Origin of the sequence: Streptomyces sp. YGL11-2, from assembly GCF_050054615.1 — a bacterium.
Classification (GTDB): Bacteria; Actinomycetota; Actinomycetes; order Streptomycetales; family Streptomycetaceae; genus Streptomyces.
Genome location: NZ_JBNHIN010000022.1, coordinates 48,391 through 65,310, shown reverse-complemented (window position 1 = coordinate 65,310; position 16,920 = coordinate 48,391). Strand labels below are relative to the sequence as shown.

The 16,920-nt window shown below is 69.9% G+C and carries 21 protein-coding genes; 4 read left to right on the top strand and 17 right to left on the bottom strand.

All coding sequences use genetic code 11. The annotated features are described in order from the left end of the window. Positions 1-13: 13 nt before the first annotated feature. The 17 genes from ACO1BR_RS24250 to ACO1BR_RS24170 form a co-directional block, all read right to left on the bottom strand. Entirely contained in the window at positions 14-904 is an 891-nt protein-coding gene (locus ACO1BR_RS24250) for a DUF317 domain-containing protein (protein ID WP_426797197.1), read from the bottom strand. After that, entirely contained in the window at positions 901-1,569 is a 669-nt protein-coding gene (locus ACO1BR_RS24245) for an HAD family hydrolase (RefSeq protein WP_426797196.1), read from the bottom strand. Before ACO1BR_RS24245 ends, ACO1BR_RS24250 begins: the two co-directional genes overlap by 4 nt. Further along, positions 1,566-2,642: an MFS transporter gene (locus ACO1BR_RS24240; protein WP_426797195.1), complete on the bottom strand. Its 1,077-nt coding sequence runs from the start codon at positions 2,640-2,642 to the stop codon at positions 1,566-1,568. The genes ACO1BR_RS24245 and ACO1BR_RS24240 overlap by 4 nt, the downstream gene beginning before the upstream one ends. Positions 2,643-2,945: 303 nt before the next feature. After that, positions 2,946-3,284, bottom strand: coding sequence for a hypothetical protein (locus ACO1BR_RS24235; RefSeq protein ID WP_426797194.1), 339 nt, complete (start codon positions 3,282-3,284; stop codon positions 2,946-2,948). A gap of 53 nt (positions 3,285-3,337) precedes the next feature. Continuing rightward, positions 3,338-4,576 (bottom strand): MFS transporter, encoded by a 1,239-nt coding sequence (locus ACO1BR_RS24230; protein WP_426797193.1) that lies wholly within the window; start codon positions 4,574-4,576, stop codon positions 3,338-3,340. Beyond that, positions 4,573-5,094, bottom strand: coding sequence for a hypothetical protein (locus tag ACO1BR_RS24225; protein ID WP_426797192.1), 522 nt, complete (start codon positions 5,092-5,094; stop codon positions 4,573-4,575). The genes ACO1BR_RS24230 and ACO1BR_RS24225 overlap by 4 nt, the downstream gene beginning before the upstream one ends. A 50-nt stretch (positions 5,095-5,144) precedes the next feature. Continuing rightward, positions 5,145-6,041 (bottom strand): winged helix-turn-helix transcriptional regulator, encoded by an 897-nt coding sequence (locus ACO1BR_RS24220; protein ID WP_426797191.1) that lies wholly within the window; start codon positions 6,039-6,041, stop codon positions 5,145-5,147. 32 nt (positions 6,042-6,073) lie between these two features. Next, the gene (locus ACO1BR_RS24215) at positions 6,074-6,496 is read right to left on the bottom strand and encodes a hypothetical protein (protein ID WP_426797190.1); all 423 of its coding nucleotides are present in this window, start codon (positions 6,494-6,496) and stop codon (positions 6,074-6,076) included. Positions 6,497-6,657: 161 nt separating this feature from the next. After that, complete coding sequence (locus tag ACO1BR_RS24210; RefSeq protein ID WP_426797189.1) at positions 6,658-6,942, bottom strand: hypothetical protein; 285 nt, start codon at positions 6,940-6,942, stop codon at positions 6,658-6,660. Further along, complete coding sequence (locus ACO1BR_RS24205) at positions 6,914-7,399, bottom strand: hypothetical protein (protein WP_426797188.1); 486 nt, start codon at positions 7,397-7,399, stop codon at positions 6,914-6,916. The genes ACO1BR_RS24210 and ACO1BR_RS24205 overlap by 29 nt, the downstream gene beginning before the upstream one ends. Before the next feature lie 107 nt (positions 7,400-7,506). Beyond that, the gene (locus tag ACO1BR_RS24200; protein WP_426797187.1) at positions 7,507-7,854 is read right to left on the bottom strand and encodes an SH3 domain-containing protein; all 348 of its coding nucleotides are present in this window, start codon (positions 7,852-7,854) and stop codon (positions 7,507-7,509) included. A gap of 196 nt (positions 7,855-8,050) precedes the next feature. Then, entirely contained in the window at positions 8,051-8,773 is a 723-nt protein-coding gene (locus tag ACO1BR_RS24195; protein ID WP_426797186.1) for a hypothetical protein, read from the bottom strand. Between the two features lie 54 nt (positions 8,774-8,827). Next, positions 8,828-9,517: a hypothetical protein gene (locus ACO1BR_RS24190; RefSeq protein ID WP_426797185.1), complete on the bottom strand. Its 690-nt coding sequence runs from the start codon at positions 9,515-9,517 to the stop codon at positions 8,828-8,830. Between the two features lie 399 nt (positions 9,518-9,916). After that, positions 9,917-10,672, bottom strand: a complete 756-nt coding sequence (locus ACO1BR_RS24185) for a DUF3631 domain-containing protein (protein WP_426797184.1) — start codon at positions 10,670-10,672, stop codon at positions 9,917-9,919. Beyond that, positions 10,669-11,157 carry a hypothetical protein gene (locus ACO1BR_RS24180; RefSeq protein ID WP_426797183.1) on the bottom strand — a complete coding sequence of 163 codons (489 nt, stop codon included), beginning with the start codon at positions 11,155-11,157 and terminating at the stop codon, positions 10,669-10,671. Before ACO1BR_RS24180 ends, ACO1BR_RS24185 begins: the two co-directional genes overlap by 4 nt. Continuing rightward, positions 11,154-11,801: a DUF4913 domain-containing protein gene (locus ACO1BR_RS24175; RefSeq protein WP_426797182.1), complete on the bottom strand. Its 648-nt coding sequence runs from the start codon at positions 11,799-11,801 to the stop codon at positions 11,154-11,156. Before ACO1BR_RS24175 ends, ACO1BR_RS24180 begins: the two co-directional genes overlap by 4 nt. Positions 11,802-11,970: 169 nt before the next feature. Beyond that, entirely contained in the window at positions 11,971-12,726 is a 756-nt protein-coding gene (locus ACO1BR_RS24170; protein ID WP_426797181.1) for a DNA-methyltransferase, read from the bottom strand. A gap of 523 nt (positions 12,727-13,249) precedes the next feature. Here ACO1BR_RS24170 and ACO1BR_RS24165 point away from each other — a divergent pair. The 4 genes from ACO1BR_RS24165 (at position 13,250) to ACO1BR_RS24150 (ending at position 16,917) form a co-directional block, all read left to right on the top strand. Continuing rightward, positions 13,250-14,386, top strand: coding sequence for a C40 family peptidase (locus ACO1BR_RS24165; protein ID WP_426797180.1), 1,137 nt, complete (start codon positions 13,250-13,252; stop codon positions 14,384-14,386). Between the two features lie 131 nt (positions 14,387-14,517). After that, complete coding sequence (locus ACO1BR_RS24160; protein ID WP_426797257.1) at positions 14,518-14,832, top strand: DUF6112 family protein; 315 nt, start codon at positions 14,518-14,520, stop codon at positions 14,830-14,832. Beyond that, complete coding sequence (locus ACO1BR_RS24155) at positions 14,833-15,522, top strand: hypothetical protein (RefSeq protein ID WP_426797179.1); 690 nt, start codon at positions 14,833-14,835, stop codon at positions 15,520-15,522. A gap of 24 nt (positions 15,523-15,546) precedes the next feature. Continuing rightward, the gene (locus ACO1BR_RS24150) at positions 15,547-16,917 is read left to right on the top strand and encodes an SCO6881 family protein (RefSeq protein ID WP_426797178.1); all 1,371 of its coding nucleotides are present in this window, start codon (positions 15,547-15,549) and stop codon (positions 16,915-16,917) included. Positions 16,918-16,920: the final 3 nt, after the last annotated feature.

The following is a 16,920-nucleotide window of genomic DNA, read 5'->3' as shown; positions in this document are numbered from 1 at the left end:
GTGGGGCAGGAAGTCAGCGCCGTGGGCCGCTACGCCCGGCGGGGAGGGCTGAGGGGAGCGTGGTGGTGCTCCACCGGGGGATGTTGCGCGTGGTGAGCGCGGGCGGTCGTCGGGCAGCGGCGCGATGGACGTCCAGTGGCGTCGGGACCGGAGGCGGCGGGGGCGTGACGGGCGTGAGCTGGGCGTGCTCGCGCAGGGAGCGGGGCATGTAGTCCTTCCACCGTGGCAGCGGGGCGGGGTCGGACACGCTCAGTGTGATGGCTTTCACCAGGGGGACCGGGGTGTTGGTGGAGGCGGTGGCGTACCAGCGGGAGTAGCTGTTCTTCGGGCCGCCCCACATGTACCAGCGGGCCTGAAGCGTGGTGAGTTCCTTTTCCGGATCGAGGCGCCCGGTGGTGTATTCCAGGCCGGCCATCCCGTCCGGGGTCTGCAGTTCCAGGACGTCCCATCGCGGGTGCTGCGTCTTCCAGCCACGGTTGATCAGCGGCGCCACGGCGGCGAAGGCGGCACGTTCGGGATCCGTGGAGTCGGGCGGAGCGAGGTAGTGGTCGGGGCCGTCCTTGTACGCCCGGGCCAGGGCCGTGGTGAATGCGGTGACGAACTCGGTGGGGCACTCGTCGTTGAAGCTCACGCCCCAGACGGGCGGGCCGAAGCGGTCGTGGTAGGCGTTGATCCGCCAGAGCCCGTCGTCGTCTCCTTCGGGCAGGAACCCGAGGCGGACCTTGCGGTCGGGGGCAGTCAGATAGGCGTTGGCGAGGTCATCGTGGTGCAGCTCCCAGCCGAGCGCGCGCAGCGGTTCAAGGGCCGGGTCGCCGATGGTGATGCTACCGGCGAGGTAGCGAGGGGTGACGTAGACGTCTCCGTCGATCGTGTCGTCGTGGGGTGGCACGCGGCTCCTGGTCATGATGGGTAAGCGGCTGCGGGATACGGCCCGGTTCGGCCGGCGGCGGCCACAAGGGCTGCTTCGAGATCGGCGCTGTGGCCGGTGTAGTGCAGGGTCCGCAGGCCCAGCCGGCGGGCTGCCTGGCAGTTGTCGGCTCGGTCGTCGACGAACAGCACCCTGCTCGGGTCACGGACTCCGGTTGCCTCCAGCGCGTCGAGGTATACGGCTGGGTCGGGCTTGCACCGTTGGAGCCGGGCTGAGTAGAGGGCTCGAGTCATGAGCTGGCGGCACCACGTGCTGGCGTCGAGGCGGTCGCTGAGATGGAGCGGCGCGTTCGACAGCAAGAACAACGGCAGCCCGCTTAGGTGGAGGCGCTCAAGGACAGCAAGGACGCGGTCATCGGTGGTCGTCCACATCGCGGTATCGACGGCAAGCAGCTCGCGCAGCAGCCGGGGGCCGGGGTGGTAGCCGAGCACCTCTGCCCAGTACGCCAAGTCGCTGAGCTGACCGGCGTCGTAGGGCTCGCGGGCGCTCCAGAAGGCGCGTTGGAATCCGGTGAGGTCGTCCTCGTACCAGGAGGCGGTGCGGGCGAGGCGGAGCCACTGGCTGCGGGTGGGCTGTAGGCCGATGACGCCGTTGTAGTCGAGGATCACGGCGTCCAGGCCGATGGTCGTGGTGGGGGTCAAGTGGTGGTGTTCTCCAGGGCACGGGGAGCGAGGGCTGCGAGCGCGGCTGCGAGGAGGACAGGCAGGAGCAGGGCCGTGGGCAGGGTGGTGGCGCTGGCGAGGGCGCCGATGAGAGCGGGGCCGGCCATCAGGCCGAGGTATCCGGTGACAGAAACTCTGGCTACGGCCGTGGGGCCGCCGGGACCGGCGGCTGTGATCAGGCAGGGCACGGTGCTGGACAGGCCGAGTCCGAAAACCGCCCAGCCGATCAGGGCCAGCGGCACGCTGGCGGCCAGGACGCCGGTGGCCAGCCCGGCCGCGGCGAGCACCGCGCCGGCCCGGACCACAGCGGGAGCGCCGAAAGCTGCGGTGAGCCGGTCTCCGGTCAGCCGACCGAGCGCCATGGCCGCGCTGTAGAGGGCGAAGGCGGTAGCGCTGAGGGCGGTGGTGCCATGGAGGGAGTGGACGTGCACGGCGGCCCAGTCGGCTGCCGCCCCCTCCCCCAGCAGCGTTGCCGCAGCCAGGCCGCCCAGCAGCCACAGCTTCCCCGACGCCACCATCGACCGGCTCTGGCAAGAGCGAACGTGACCGGCCAACCGCGGTTGATCGGCTCCGGTCAAGGCTCGCGTTCGCGGGGCTGCGGCGAGTACGACGGCGGCCAGGACCGCGCCGGTCGTAAGGAACAGGACGCTGTGGGGAGCGCGGGCGGTGGTGGCGGTCAGCGTGGCTCCGCCGAGGGCGCCGATCGAGTACGCGGCGTGGAAGGAGGCCATGATGGGGCGGCCGTAGGCATGCTGGCAGCGCACCGCCGAGGAGTTGGCTGCGACGTCAAGGACGCCGTGCGCGACCCCGAAGGCCAGTGCCCCCACGAGCAGTGAGAGGAGTGTGCGGCACTGGCCCAGGAGGGCGAGACAGAAGGCCAGGGCGACGGCGCCCCAGATGAGCAGGCGGGGAAGCTGTTCGGGGCGTGCGAGTCGGCCACCGATCTGCAGGCCGGCGACCATCCCGAGGGCAGAGGCCAGCAGGACGACGGAGAGCCCGGCGGTGCTGAGTTGGGCAGTCTGCTGGACTGCGGGCAGGCGTGCGCCCCACACGGCGTCATGACCCCGGCCAGCGGGTGCCGCTCGGCCAGAGCGTGTCCGGCCGCGGACAGCGCCGCCTGGTCGGTGGGATCGGCAACCGCCCAGTCGAGGAGGAACTCGCGCTCCCAGGTCGGCTCGGCACCGCTGATCAAGACGACGTCGTAGTGGGCAGCGACATTCTCAAGGCAGTACCCGCGATACGCCTGGGCCTCCATATCGGCGGCAGCGACGACCAGGACAACGGGACGAGAGGGCAACAGAACGCTCCATAAGGGGGTCGATAGCAAGGGAAGTTGGGGTGCGGAGGCGGCCGGGTCAGGGGGTGCGGCGTCGGCGCAGCTCGAAGGCGGAGGCCCAGTGGGGGTGGTCGGCGATCAGCTTGCGCGCGTACAGGGCGGTGAAGTCGTTGTTCAAGCCGCGCACGCCCGCGGGCAGCTGCCAGCGCAGGTCCTCGAACAACGCCTTCAATCCCACGCGGGTTGCCCCGGCCGCCAGCCGCTCGGCCGTCAGGCGCTCCAAGGCCCGATAGATGTAGGGGTGTTCGGCGTCGAAGGCGAGGAACCGGTCGGTGAGTGTCGGCCGCGCTCCCGCACGAAGCGAAGGCCGGGCCACCGGCAGAGCACTGGGGTGGGCAAGGGCGTGGGACGTGGACATCGCGGGGTCTCCATGGGGGGCGAGCGGGCGGTGCGCGGGAACGCGGCCGGGAGTCAGGCGAAGGAGGTGCGCAGGCCAGGAGCAGTGCGCAGGCGGGCGAAGGCGGTGCTCAGGCCCAGGGCCTGCAGGACGGCACAACCGGTGATCACGTGGCCGAGCAGGGCGGGCGGCACGGCGGCGACGAGGACGCCGGCGACGGGGAAGGGCAGAAGGAGCAGCAGGATCGTCAGCGACAAGGTGGCGCCGAACACCTGGGCGGGGATGAGGTGGGAGCGCAGGGTGCGCAGCACCACGGTCAGGCCGCCCTCGCCGGCCATCAGGACGGCGATCAGCGCGAGATAGACGCTGTAGGTGTGGGTGAGCGAGACGGCCAGGCACGCGGAGGCGGCGAGCGTGGCGGACAGGGCACCGACCGGCCACAAGCCCCAGCGGTCGATGGCCCGGCGGCACACGGCGACCGCCCCGAGGGAGGTGACGGCGGCGGCCGACCAGACCAGGCCGACGTCGGCGGTGGAGTGCCCGAGCTGCTTGACCACGATCACCGGGGCCGCGGCTTGCAACAGGCCCACCGCGAGGTTCGACACGGTCAATCCGGTCACCAGCCAGCCAAGGGTCGGAAGCGATCGCAGGGTCTGCCAGCCGGTGCGCAGTCCTTGGAACACGGGCTGCGCCGCCGCCTGCTCGCGGTGGAACTGGCGCGGGGCGAGCGCGGTGGTCAGCAGCGAGAAACCAGCGATCGCGGTGAGCATCCCGGCAGCCCCGGCCCACCGGAGCAGCAGTGCGGCAAGCGCGGGTCCGGCCAGGGTGGCGACCTGGTCGATGCCGAGCAGCACGGACTGCACACGGTGCGCGCGATCGCCGGCCTCACGGCTGGCCACCCCGCCCGCAGTCTCGGCCGCGATGTAGGAGAACTCGGTGAGCACACCGGTGGACGCAGCGAGCAGCATGACGATGACCGTCGTAGCCAACCCCTGAGGTAGAGCCGGCAGGAGGAGCACTGCGGCTAGGACGACCACGGCCCGCGCCGCCGAGGCCAGGCGGAGCACGGTGGTGGTGCCGTGGCGGTCGACCAGGGCCCCGGCGAAGGCGAACGCGCCCAGGCGCGGAATCCACTCCAGCGCGAACGCTGCGCCGGTCAGGGCTGCAGAGTTGGTGGTAGCCAGCACCAGCAGCGGGATGCCGTACGTCGTCATGGCGAACGCGGCGGCGTCCATGCTGCGCGGCAGGTAGATGCCGCGCAGCATGGTGGGGACCGGCCGGCGGGCATGCCGGGGTCCGACGCGGGATCTCACGCAGCGTGCTCCGACTTGTCCGCCACGTGGGGGGAGCAGGTCTCCGCCGTGCGTAGGGCTTGCGGGTGCTCCTGGAACCACGTAGCAAGTGCGGCCCGGGAGACTTCGAGCGCACGCGCCGCGTCCGGACCCAACACCGCGTTCAGGGCCTCCAGTCGGTCCCGTGCGTCGTCGTCCCTTGGGTCCTGGTGTGTGTCCGGCACGCGGGCCAGGAGCTGCAGTGTGCTCTGGACTCTGGTGACGAAGTCGCTGCTGGGGCTGGGGTATTGGTGGGTGCGGGCCCAGCGGGCGGCCGTGTCGTAGACCTCGGCGAGGTCCTCGCCGCTGCGGGTGAGCCGGTAGCGGGCCGGCTGGGCTTCTTCGTCGGCGTAGACCACGCCGAAGTCGCGGGCGGAATCGAGGGCGTGGCGCAGCTGGTGGCGGGTGAGGTCGTCGAAGGTGACGCCGAGGCTGCCGCGGCTGACCGGGCCGTTGTCGTCGATCTCGCTGATGAGTCGGATCAGACCCGGCAATGACATGGCGCTGATCGTTCGGCGCGCGTGCGGGTGGTGGAGGATCTCCGGGGTGGTCATCGGCGCGGACCTCCGGCCGGAGAGATGGGTCGGGCGGGTATCTGGTGGGAGAACAGGTCGCTGGACTTCCACGCGGCACTCGCCGGGTGCGTGGTCGCCAGTGCCGGAGTGGTGGCCGGCGCGGCAGGGGCTGCGGGCGCCGGGAGACGGGACTGGGTGGTAGCCCAGGGGGCGGAGCGGGCCTGGGACGGGGCGGGGCTCTGTCCCCACAGCGGGTGAGTGCCGGCCTGGGCGAGCGGTCGTCCGCCCGCCCAGGCCGAGACCGCCTGGAAGACGGGGGCGAGGGCTTGGCCATTGACGGACAGGCGGAAGTCGCCGTTGCCGGTGGCCGCGACCAGCCCGTCGGCGACCAGCCGGTCCAGTGGCTTGTAGACGGCAGTCAGTCCGTAGCCGGGCATGGCCTCGTCCGCCAGCGTCTTGGCGGTCGCGGCGCCACGGGCCTTCAGCGTCCACAGGATCGGGGTGGCATTCCGGGAGCTGATCAGCGTCAGGGCGTCTTCGACGTTCTGGGCCGCGGGGATGCGCTCGGGCTCCATCTCGCCGGTGGTCTTGTTGCGGACGAGGTCCTTCTCCAGGTGAGCGTCGCCCCAGGTGGCGATCACTGTGAGGACGGGCGTCAACTCGGCGCCACGCGCGGTGAGGCCGTAGGTGACGTGACGCGGGGTGTACTCGGTGCGTTCGACCACGCCGGCGTCGGTGAGGCTTCGCAGCCTGGGGTGGAGCTGGCCGTCGCGAAGCCACGGCAGCCGGGACTTGATCTCCGCATAGCGCAGCGGCTGGGAGGAGATGGTCATCAGCGCCCACGCGCTCCAGCGCGGGGCGAGCATCTCCACGGTCTCGGTGACGCGCGAGAGATCATTCAAGGTGGTGCGGGGCAGACCGGTGGTGGCCAAGGGGGAGGGACTCCTCAAGCGGTGCGGACAGGTCAGCGGGTACGGGAGGCAGCCGGCGCCGGGGCGGCGGGTACGGGCGGAGCCGGGGGGCGTGTGTCCGGGCCGGATACGCGGCGCAGTCCTCCCAGAACCGCGCCGACGCTCGTGGCGTAGGCGTCGCGGGCGGCGACGGAGTCGGCCAGACGGCGGGCGCAGTCGAGGATGTGACCGGCTTCGAAACGGCCGATCTCCCTCTCGGGGGCGACGAGTTCGCGCAGGCGGTCCGCCTGGAAGGCAATGTTGCGTTCGGCGAGCGCCAGCTCGGTGTGGCTGCCGGTCAGGGCGGCGAGCATCCTGTCGCCGGGGTTGTGATCGACGAGGGCTTCGAGGACGGCGAGCGGCTGCCCGTACAGCTGCTCGATGCGCTGGGCGATGATCTGGGCGGCGGAGTGAGCGGTGGCGTCAGATTGGGGCAATCGGCGGGCTTTCACAGACTTCGGGTCCGCACCGCCCCGGCACGCGCGGATGCCGGGACGGAGGGAACCGTGGTGGTGATCTTCGACGGGGCGAGCTTTCCGGGGTGGGTCGCCGGGGCCGGAGCAGGCATGACGCGCATCAGTTCGTCCAGCGCCGCGATCTAGCTGTCGCGAGCGTCGAGCGCCGCCTCCAGCCACTGGGCGTCGAAATACATGGCCTCCGCGCAGAGTTCGAGCGGGTCACGGTCGCCAGAAGTGGCCCGGTGGATGGTTTCGCGTACGACGAAGACCTGTTCCTCGGCCACGGCCAGGAAGGAGCGCAGTTGCAGCGCGCGTTGCAGGGCCGGTGAAGCGGTGTCGGCTTCCGCAGCGGCATACAGCGCGTCCAGGCAGGCGCCGAATGCTTTCTCCAGCGCCTCATCTTGGCTGGTGGGCTTGTTGGTCACGCTCATCGCGTCGCCCCCCGCACCGGACGCCCTGGGCGCTGGGCAGGACGGGAGGCGTGGTGGGCAGTGCCGGTCTCCGGCGAAGGGCCGGCTCCGCGCCGCGCCAGGCGCCGGGGCCTTGTTTGCCGGGAGCGTTGGGGTCCAGGAGGTAGTTGACGACCATCGCCCGGCCGTCGCGCACGGCGACGGCAGCGTTGACCTGATGGGCCAACTTCATGGCCGGGTCGTCAAGTTCGCCAGGTGTGGTGCTCAGGACGCCCACGAGTGCGTCTTCCGCCTTCTCCAGCGCGCCTTGGGCTTCGGTGAGCAGGCCGTGCCAGTGCACGACGCTGGTTGCCTCGGGGTTGGCCCGCGGTGCCGCGCCAACCGCCCGACGCAGGTCGGCGAGCGGCATCTGGAAGCGGTCCTCGATTCTCTGGGCGATGAGGCCCATCACGTCGTCGGTGTCGTCGGGCACAGCAGATCTCTCGTTCGGATGCGTAATGGGATTGCCGCTCAGTAGCCGCTCAATAAGGCCGCCGGCCTACTGAATTCAGCACCGGAAGGCGCAGTGGCGGGAGAGGGCTAGATGTCGATGCACGTGTAGACGGTGCGGTAGACGTAGGTGCCGGAAACCCAGCCCGTCACGCCGGTGTTCTTGTCGGTGATGTAGTGCCAGTTGCCGCTCGACTTGTGGACGGTGAACTTCTGGCCCTTGTAGAGCACGCCGACAGCGGTGGACTTGGTGCTCGCCTTCGAGCGGATCGTCACGGCCTTCGTGCCGATCACCCACGGGCCGAGCCGGTCACACTGGCTGGACAGAGCAGTGGCCGGGGCGTGGGACGGTGCGGCACTCGCGGTCGAGGCAGAGACGAGCGGGAGCGCCAGCGCGCCCAGGACAGCGGCGGAGACAACGAAACGGGTAGAGCGCATAGGGAATTGGCCTCCATGCCAAGGGTGAGGGAATGCGGAAAGAGACCCCGGCAGATGCCGTGCGGGCCGAGAACAAGAATCCGGAGAATCCCCGGTTTCGGTAACCGGGGATTGCGTGCTACGTTCCGCGCCGCCTTGCGTGGCGTGGACGGCATTTCTCCGGACGAGGGAATGCGGAGCGAAGGGAGCCGCGAAGTCAGCGACTCGGTCCGCGGGGTGGAGCAGGACGTGCGCCAGACGCAGGGATAGCCGGTGCTGTGGTGTGGCGGGCCGCTGGCGCGGCGGTGGGCAATGGCAGCCCTTCACCGCGCCAGTGCGCTTCCCACCACTGCGTGGTGGCCTCGAAGGAGGCGAAGGCACCCTCGCGCAGCGTGTGCGTCCACGCCTCGGTGTCGACCTCTTCCAACAACACCCGGAACGGCAGCGGTGCCCGCTCATCCAGCGCACGCAGCATCACGGTGGTCTGCATCGGCGCGATGTCGTGGGTGTAGCTGGTGAGCAGAGCGAAGTGGTCGCCATCGCGGCGCAGACGCGCCTCCAGGGCGCGAGTGGCCTGGTCCGCGGGCGTTGTGCCCATGCCGTCGGGCAGGAGGATCTTCTCCTCGGGGCAGCCACGGGCGATCAGCCAGGACTGGGCCATGGACGGCAGCGGGAGCATCTCGTGCGTGAAGCGGAAGGTGTGCGCCTGCGCATCGCGCTTGAGATGCAGGGCCACGATCTGGGGTTCTCCGGGGATTCCCCAGGTCACAGCCCTGTCGTGCATCACGTAGTAGCTGTGCTCGTCGCCCTCGGTGTGGTGCTCGGCGAGCACGGTGAGCATGTCCTGCTCGATTGCGATGTGGTGCGAGAACTGTTCGGCGACGTGGTCATTGACGGCCGCGTAGCCGTCGAGGCGGAAATCGGGTTCGTGGTGGGGCATCGGTGCTTTCGGTTCGACGACGCCGTTGGGATCTGTGCACGGCGCGTTGGTCACTCAGCGACGAGTCCGCGCGAGGAGGGTGGACGCCCCGAGGAAGGGCGGGGGCGTGGTGCCCGGTGGGCCGGCGGGGCGTGGAGCGGCTAGGACGGCCCGGCCGGCGTCGGTGAGGGTGATGGGTTGACCGGCGTGCACCGGGTGGGAGGTGTCGCGGTGGACGAGGCCGGCCTTCTCCAGGCGCTGCAGCTGGTGGTACGAGATGCGCGTGCGCGACGGCGTCGCCACGGCCAGGCGCTGGGTCACAAGGTGCTCATGCAATTTGGCGCCTTGGGTGACGGCGAGCAGCGCCGCGAAGTCCGACGCAGATACCTGCTTTGGCGGACGGGGAGGGGCAGCAGTCTCGATCGGTTCCAGCGCGGCCTGGACCATGGCCTGCTGGGCGTCGCGCTCGCCGACGGCTTCCGCCAACTGATCGACGGTGCGGTCGATCCACGCGAGCAGGGCAAGGTCGACCGGGAATTCACCGGAGACCAGACGGGCGAGCAGGACGCGGTAGAAGGTCACTGCGGTCTCGGCCTTGACGAGGTCGCAGTGAGCATCGACCAGAGCGCCATGCGGGCCATCCAGCAGACCACGGTCGCGGTGCTGCCACAGCTGATCGATGGTGCGGCCCACCGCGGCCTCGATGCGGTGATCCAGGGCGGTCAGCGTCTTACGGACGGGAACGGATGCCGGGGTGGAGGTCATAACGGAGCGGTTCTTGTAAGCGGGCAGGCCCGCGAGGGGGCGGGTCCAGGGCGACGCGGACCTCGACGGACAGTCGTGTCACCGGTGTGCCGGGGCGGTCCCAGGCAGTCTGGGAGCCGGAGCACGGGTGTGGTGGACGCCCGTGAACGCGGTCAGCATGTACGCCCGGCCAGTGCGGGCGCCCCGGGGCTGCCGGCCGGGCCAAGGCGGCGCCGAAGCCCCAACCCGGCAGCTATCGATGGCTTGCACCGAGGGCAACGACGCCGGCCTCGCGACTGTCATGCCCGATGCAGACGAGCGCGAGTGATGGCACGTCTGCATCGGGGCGGATTCGGCGCGGCGTCGATCAGGTCCAGCCTGCGGCCGTGACCGGGCCGAGTGCGCGCCAGGCGTGGTGCGTCAGCAGGAGCAGTTGGGACGGGCGGCCAGCAGGTCAGCGCGACGGTAGGCCCTGTAGCGGCTGCCGTCAGCAGCACGGGGCTCGCGGGACCGAACGCCGTAAGGGAGCAGGAGTCGGCCAAGCCGGACCGTGGTGATGTCGGCGTACGGCCGACGCCCTTCGGCCTGGCCGGGCAGCTCACGCAAGTACGCGACCAGGTCGGCGGGAGTGACGTACTCCGGGGCCGCCAACGCGTCGAAGGCATCCAGGCAGGCGTGGACGATCGTCTTCGGCCGACTCGGGCAGAACACACCGTCCTGCTCGGGCGCGTGCGCCTCAAAGCCCTCGAAGTCGGGCTCGAAGTCGTCCTCCAGGCCGGGGTCGAAGTCCGGCTCGAAGTCGGGCTCCTGGTCGGGATCGAAACCAAGGTCGAGATCGGGATCGAAGTCCGCTCCCCCGTCATCCACCGGCTCGTCCGCACCCCCGTCTTCGGGTTCGTACGCGGCGGCGCAACAGCGGGTAGTGGACAGGAGGGCGTTCAGCTCGGCTCCGGCTGCCATGCGTTCGATGAGCACGCTGGTGAGCTTGTCGAGCTGCTCGGCTGCGCTGACCCCCTCGGGCAGCTCGTCGCCGGACAGCTCGGCGAGCTGCCGGTCCAGGTCCTGAATCTCGGTGAATACATCGAGGATGGTGCGGTGGTGCGGGTTCTCGGCGATCGTGGTCGGCGCCAGCACGGCGGTGGCGACCTGGTCGATCAGGGTGGGGAACTGCGTCAACGAACGGGGCCCTTCAGGGTCGGGGAGGGGGCAGGTTGAGGAAGGCCAGGCACCGCGTACAGCGGCGGTGCCGGCTTGGGGATCGGTTGCCGCGTGCCCAGCTGCGGGGAACGGGTACGGGCGGCGTGGGTGCGGGCGCTCATCGGCTGCCGGGTCATGCCGAGACGGGCTCGGGCGGTGTCGTACACGTCGTGCGCCTGGCGTGGGCGTACGGCCACCACATGGATCTCGGTGCGGTATGTGGAGTGCGCGGGTGCCGGGCGCTGGGCGTAGACGATGCGCCAGGCGTTGCGGTGGTCGACGTAGACCTTGCGGCATCCGGCGAGATCCCGGGTCAGCTTGGCGCCGAACAAGCGGGCGTTGACGACGTCCTGGAGCTGGGAGAGCGCCAGGTCGCGGATGTCGCCGGGGGCCTGTAGGAGGTCGGTCAGGGCGCGGGGGTCGAAGGAGAGGCCGAAGGCCGGCCGCATCTCGGGGCCGGTCATCCGGCGGCCTGGTCCGGTCCGCCGTTCTCCTCCGGCTCTTCGGCAGCGGAGCTTGAAGATCGAATCGAGGGCTTGGGGCCGGGCAGCAGGCGGTGGGCGGGCCGGTCCGGATCCGTCATGCACGCCGACAGCGGTCCTCCGGGAGCCCGGATGGCCGCCATGGCGTGGGTGAGGAAGTCCCGGTGCCACACGAACAGCCCGGCCGGCCCGGCTTCAGGGTCCTTGTGCTGCTGGTAGGCCAGCCACAGGGCATGGAGCCAGGCGACGACGTCGTCGTGCTCCTGCCACTGCTCGCACCACGGCGCGGCGGTGGTGACCTCCGCGCCGTAGACCCGGATGAGGAAGTCATCCGTCCAGTCCGACAGGGCGTCGAGTTCGTCTTCGTACTCCTCGCCCTCCAGCTCCAGGATCGGGCGGGGTTCGGGCGGAGCGGGCTGCGGCGGCATGCCGGCGAATCCCGGCATCCCGAAGGCACCGAACGGTGACGCCGCAGGCGCGGAGGCGAGGCTGTCGAGCTGCCGCGCCTGCTCGGCTGACTGATCGAGCAGCTTGCGGACGCTCGCCTCGATGGTCTCCAGATCGGATTCCGGAAGGCGGACCGGTTCCGTGGCCCCGTCCTCCGGGGAGTTTATGGATTCAGGCACGAAAAGGGCCTCCTTGAAGCCGCAGCCGATGGCGTGAATTACGGCTCCAACCATCCGGACAATCCCCGGTTTCGGTAACCGGGGATCCGGTGCTATAACCCCCGTGCGCGGCACGGCAAAGGCGCACGGAAAGCGCACCAAGGGCCGTACCGCACGGCGGCAATGGGACTCAGGCCATCAGGGTCAAGTCATCCTGCGTCAGGGTCTGTTGCTGCGTTTCGGCGAGCCTGTCAGCCGCGATCTGCGCATAGTGGCGCGTCTTCTCGACGCCGATGAAATCGCGACCCTCCAGCAGGGCCGCAACGCCGGTCGAGCCCGAGCCGCAGGTGAAGTCCAGCACGGTGCCGCCCGGCGGAGCGATCTGCACCAGCTCACGCATGACCGAGACGGGCTTCTGCGTGATGTGCTGCCGCTCCTTGCCCGAGGGCTGCGAGGCGCTGTAGAGGCCCGGCAGGTAGACCGGGTTCCTAGAGCCGTCGATCGGCCCGTTGCTCGCCCACACGATGAACTCGCAGTTCTGCGTGAAGCGCCCCTTCTGCGGCCTGGCCTGCGGCTTGTGCCAGGCCAGTACGCCGCGCCACAGCCAGCCGGCCGCCTGGATGGCGTCCGTGGTGATCGGCAGCTGACGCCAGTCGGTGAACAGCAGCGCGGTGCCACCGACCTTGGTCAGCCGGTGGGCCTCGGTCATGATCTGGGTCAGCCAGAAGCCGTAGGACCGCTGGTCCATGTTCTCGCCTGTGAAGTCCGGCAGTTCGTGGCCGGCGTCAGCGGAGGTGTACTTCTGCTTCGCACTGCGGGAGGTGCGCTCCTTTGCGGTCCGGCCACCGCTGTTGTAGGGCGGGTCGGTGATGACGGAGTCTACGCAGTTGTCCGGCAGCTCGGCCAGGACGCTGAGCGCGTCGCCCTGGTGCAGGGAAAAAGACAAAAGGGGTACCCCAATTCGGGTCGGGTGAGATGGGAGAGAGTCGCTCCGGCTCGCCAGAAGGCCCCGCGGGACCGGATGCAAGCAGGAGGCTTCACGGTCCGCACGGCGGGGTGGCGGTGGAGGAGTCAAAACTGTAGGGCACGATCCCCGGTTGAGCGCTATCGCCGCCAAAAACCCCGAAATCAAGCCTTGATCGGAGACGATTTCGGCAACCGGGGATCCGCCCTTACTGTTTTGGAACTGCCCGGCGAACACCGCCGATGGCTCATCCCCACTCCTGCCTTCTCTGGAGGTATCCCCTTGTCCCGGCACACCTGACCCGCCGCCCGGCACGCGGTGCAAGCTTCAACTCGCACCCGTCGCCGCCCCCGAGATTCACCCCACCGGCCGTCGCACCCTTTCCACCCTTGCGCATGCGCGGCCGGGCTTCACTTCCAAGGACCCCCGCTGTGACGCATCCCTACTCGCCCCTGCCTGAAAACCGGCCGCCGACCGGGCATCGCCCGCCGGGAGGCGGGCCGGATTGAAGGGCATAGTCGCCGCCATCGGCGTCTGCTGCCTCTCCCCCCTCCTCCTCGCCGGCACCGCCGCGATGGCCGCTGCAACCAGCAACAGCGCCCACAACGCTGACTGCACCACCGCGGGCGCGAATATCGACACCGCCGCCGTCGCCAAGCAAGTCACTGCCATCCTCGGCGGCAAGGGCTCCACCACGAACATCCACGTCGAGGGACTGGACCTCCCAGACGAGCAGATCCCCAACGCCAAGACCATCGTCGCCACCGGCATCTCACTCGGGGTGCCGGAGCAGGGCCAAGTCATCGCGCTCGCGACCGCGATGCAGGAATCCCGGCTGCGCAATCTGAACTACGGCGACCGCGACTCCCTGGGTCTGTTCCAGCAGCGCCCCAGCCAGGGCTGGGGCACCGCCGCGCAGATCCGCGACCCGGTATACACGAGCACCAAGTTCTACAAGTCGCTGCTGGAGGTGCGTGGTTGGCAGCAGATGACGATCGCCCAGGCCGCCCAGGCAGTCCAGGCATCCGGTTTCCCAGGCGCCTACGCGCAGTGGGAACAGCTCTCGCGTGCTCTGCAGAAGGCCGTTGCCAAGGCCCTCCCCCACGGCGGCAAGGACACACAGCCCGGCAAGACCAACGACGGTGACGCCGCAAAGTCAACGGGTTCCATCTGTGCGCACGGTGTGGACGGCTCCAGTTGGGGTGCGATCCCGGAGGGCGCCGTTCCCCAGGGGTACAGCATCCCGAAGGACGCCCCGCCGAAGGTCCGCGACGTGCTTCAGTGGGCCATGCAGCAGCTCGGCACCCAGTACCAGTGGGGCGGAGCGTGCACCAACCCTCACGGTCCCGACCCGATGGGCCGGTGCGACTGCAGCTCGCTGATGCAGCAGGCGTACGCCCACGCCGGCATCTCGCTCACCCGCACCACTTACACGCAGGTCACCGAGGGCAAACCCGTCTCACCGAACGCCCTGAAAGCTGGCGATCTGGTGTTCAGCCGCGGCAGTGCCGCCCACCCCGAACACGTTGGCATGTACATGGGTGCGGGGTTGGTGATCAACGCTCCGCGCACCACTAAGCCGGTCCGGATCGAGCCGATCAAGGGCTGGACCGTCTTGGCGGCCCGCCGCATCGTCACCTAATCCGCGCGTCCCGCCCGGCCCCTGGACGCCGGGCGGGCTCGGCTTGCACCTCCGCGCCCTGAGCGCCATCTCCCCTTCTTCTTCCCCTTCCCCGCTGCGCCATTCGGCCTGCGCATGCAAGGAGTTCCGCCATACCCGCATCCTTCGCAGACCACGTGGTCTACCTCGCTTACAACCCAGGCGTCTCGCCCTCTGAGGGGGGCCTGCCCGGCCTGTCCGTCTTGAAGAACGTCGTCAACTCGATCAACCTGTTCGGCATCGTGGCCGTCGTGGGCGCCTTGGCCGTCTCTCTCGGTGTGTGGGCCTGGGGCCACCACACCGGCGGCCACCAGGCCGAGGCCAACGGCAAGAAGGGCGCCGTCGTAGCGGCCGGCGCCGCCCTGGGCCTCGGGGCCGCGAACGGCATCGTCGCCTTCTTCTCGGCCCTGGGGTCTCAGGTCCACTAAATGCCGAATCGACTCCGAACCCTCATTTCGGGCTACGGCGCCACCTGGACGACCAAACGTCGCGTCGTGGTCGTCGCCCTCGCCATCGCCGCACTGCTTGCCGTCGCCGGCATCGCCGCCTGGTTCACCGGGCAGAACAGTCAGCGCCACGAGGCCGACACACCGTCGGCGACGAACAGCACCGCGCCTTCCACGGATCCCACCTCGACGGCACCATCGCCGGGCACCGGGGCGGTGGCCAAGCCGCCGCAGATCTCCGAACCCGTCGCCTACGCCAAGGCCACCGCCTCGATGCTGTGGTCCTACGACACCCGCACCACCAGCCGCGACCAACAACTGGCCGGCATGCAGGCGTGGATGACGAAGGAGTCGAAGTACGCCGACTGGGCGTCCGTCTCCGGGCAGGTCCCCGATCCGCTGCTGTGGTCGCGCCTGGCTGACCAGGACCAACACGCCACCGCCACAGTCACCGAGGCGCACTTCCCTACCGCGTTCAAGCAGGCCCTCGCCGACGACCCGTCAGCGATCACCCAGGCATACGTCTACGTCGTCACCGTCAACGGCAAGCAGACGCTCGCATGGAAGAAGGGCGGTGGTGGTGCCGAGGACCGCGCCATCACCCTCGCCGTCCAGTGCCGCCCCCAGCACGACTGCTCCCTGGCAGCCATCGCCCCCACCGTCATCCAGTGACCCACCCCTGAGAGGAGTACTTCCGTGGCTTTTTGTGACTTGCCCCTGGCCAGCACCCTCTGCTCGGTGGGTGACGCCGTCGACTTCGTCTCCAACCCCGGCCAGGCCATCGGCAACTGGATGGCCAAGTCCACCGGTGAGCTGGCCGCGGCAGCCGCCGACCTGGCGGCCAAGGCCGTCGACAACACCACCAAGGTCGACTTGAACGCCGGTTGGTTCCGCGACAACTACGAGCTGTTGCTGCCGATCGGCCTGGTAATCCTCGTCGCGACGTTCTGCGCCCAGCTCATCCGCGCAGCCGTCCGCCGTGACGGCCAAGCCCTCAGCCAGGCACTCACCGGCACCATGTCCGGTGTCCTCTTCGCCTTCTGCGCTATCGCGTTCACCACCGTCGCCATCGAAGTGGTCGACGCGTTGAGCGACGGGCTCTTCAAGGTCTCGCACCTGTCGATCGAGGAAGCCGTCCGTCGCATCGTGAAGGTCGCCCAGATCGGCGCGGTCACCGGAATGGGCTGGCTGGTCGCGGTGTGCGCCGGACTCGGCGCCGCCCTCGGGGCGATCCTGTACTGGTGCGTGATGGTGGTCCGCAAGGTCGGCATCCTCGTCATGGTCACCCTCGCCGTCTTCGCCGGAGCCGGCGGCGGCTGGGAGGTCGCCCGACGGTGGCGCCGCGGCTGGATCGAGGCCACCGCCACCCTCGTCGTCTCCAAGCTACTGATGACGATCATCTTCGTGCTGGGCATCTCCGCTATGGGCAACACCCCCGCCAAGGGCGGCATCGGCGCCCTCGCCGACATCATGTCCGGCATCGTGATCATGGTGCTGGTCCTGTTGTGCCCGTACGCCGTGTTCAAGTTCGTCCACTGGGCGGCCGACGGCACCAACGGCGAAGACATCCACCGCGCCGGCGGCGCTGGTGCCCAGATGGCCCGGGCCCACGCGGAAAAGGCCGGCCGGAAGGCAGCCTCGATGGCCGCCACAGCCGGAACCGGCGGCGCAGCAGCCGGCGCGAGCGTCGGGGCTGCACCGCAGGGGCCTGGCTCCGGTGGCGGTTTCCCCGGAGACATCGCCACCAATCCCACCGGCGGCAGCGGCGGCGAAAAGCAAGAGAGCTCGGAAGGCTCCCCCGGGATCAGCCCGATGAAGACGAGCCTGGAGAAGGCAGTCCAACCTCCGCCGACCAGCCCCCGGGATGACACCAGCGGTCACGTCGGCGGCTCGCCCGGTCAGGGCGGTGCCGGTTCGGGAGCGCCCTCCGGCCAGGCTGCCGGCTTCATGTCTCAGACCGGAACAGGCGCCTCCACGCCACCGCCGCAGGGCCCCCCGTCAACCCCGGACTCCGCGGGCACCGCCAGCGGGACCGGCCCTCCGCCACCCTCACCCACCGGCATCTGACCC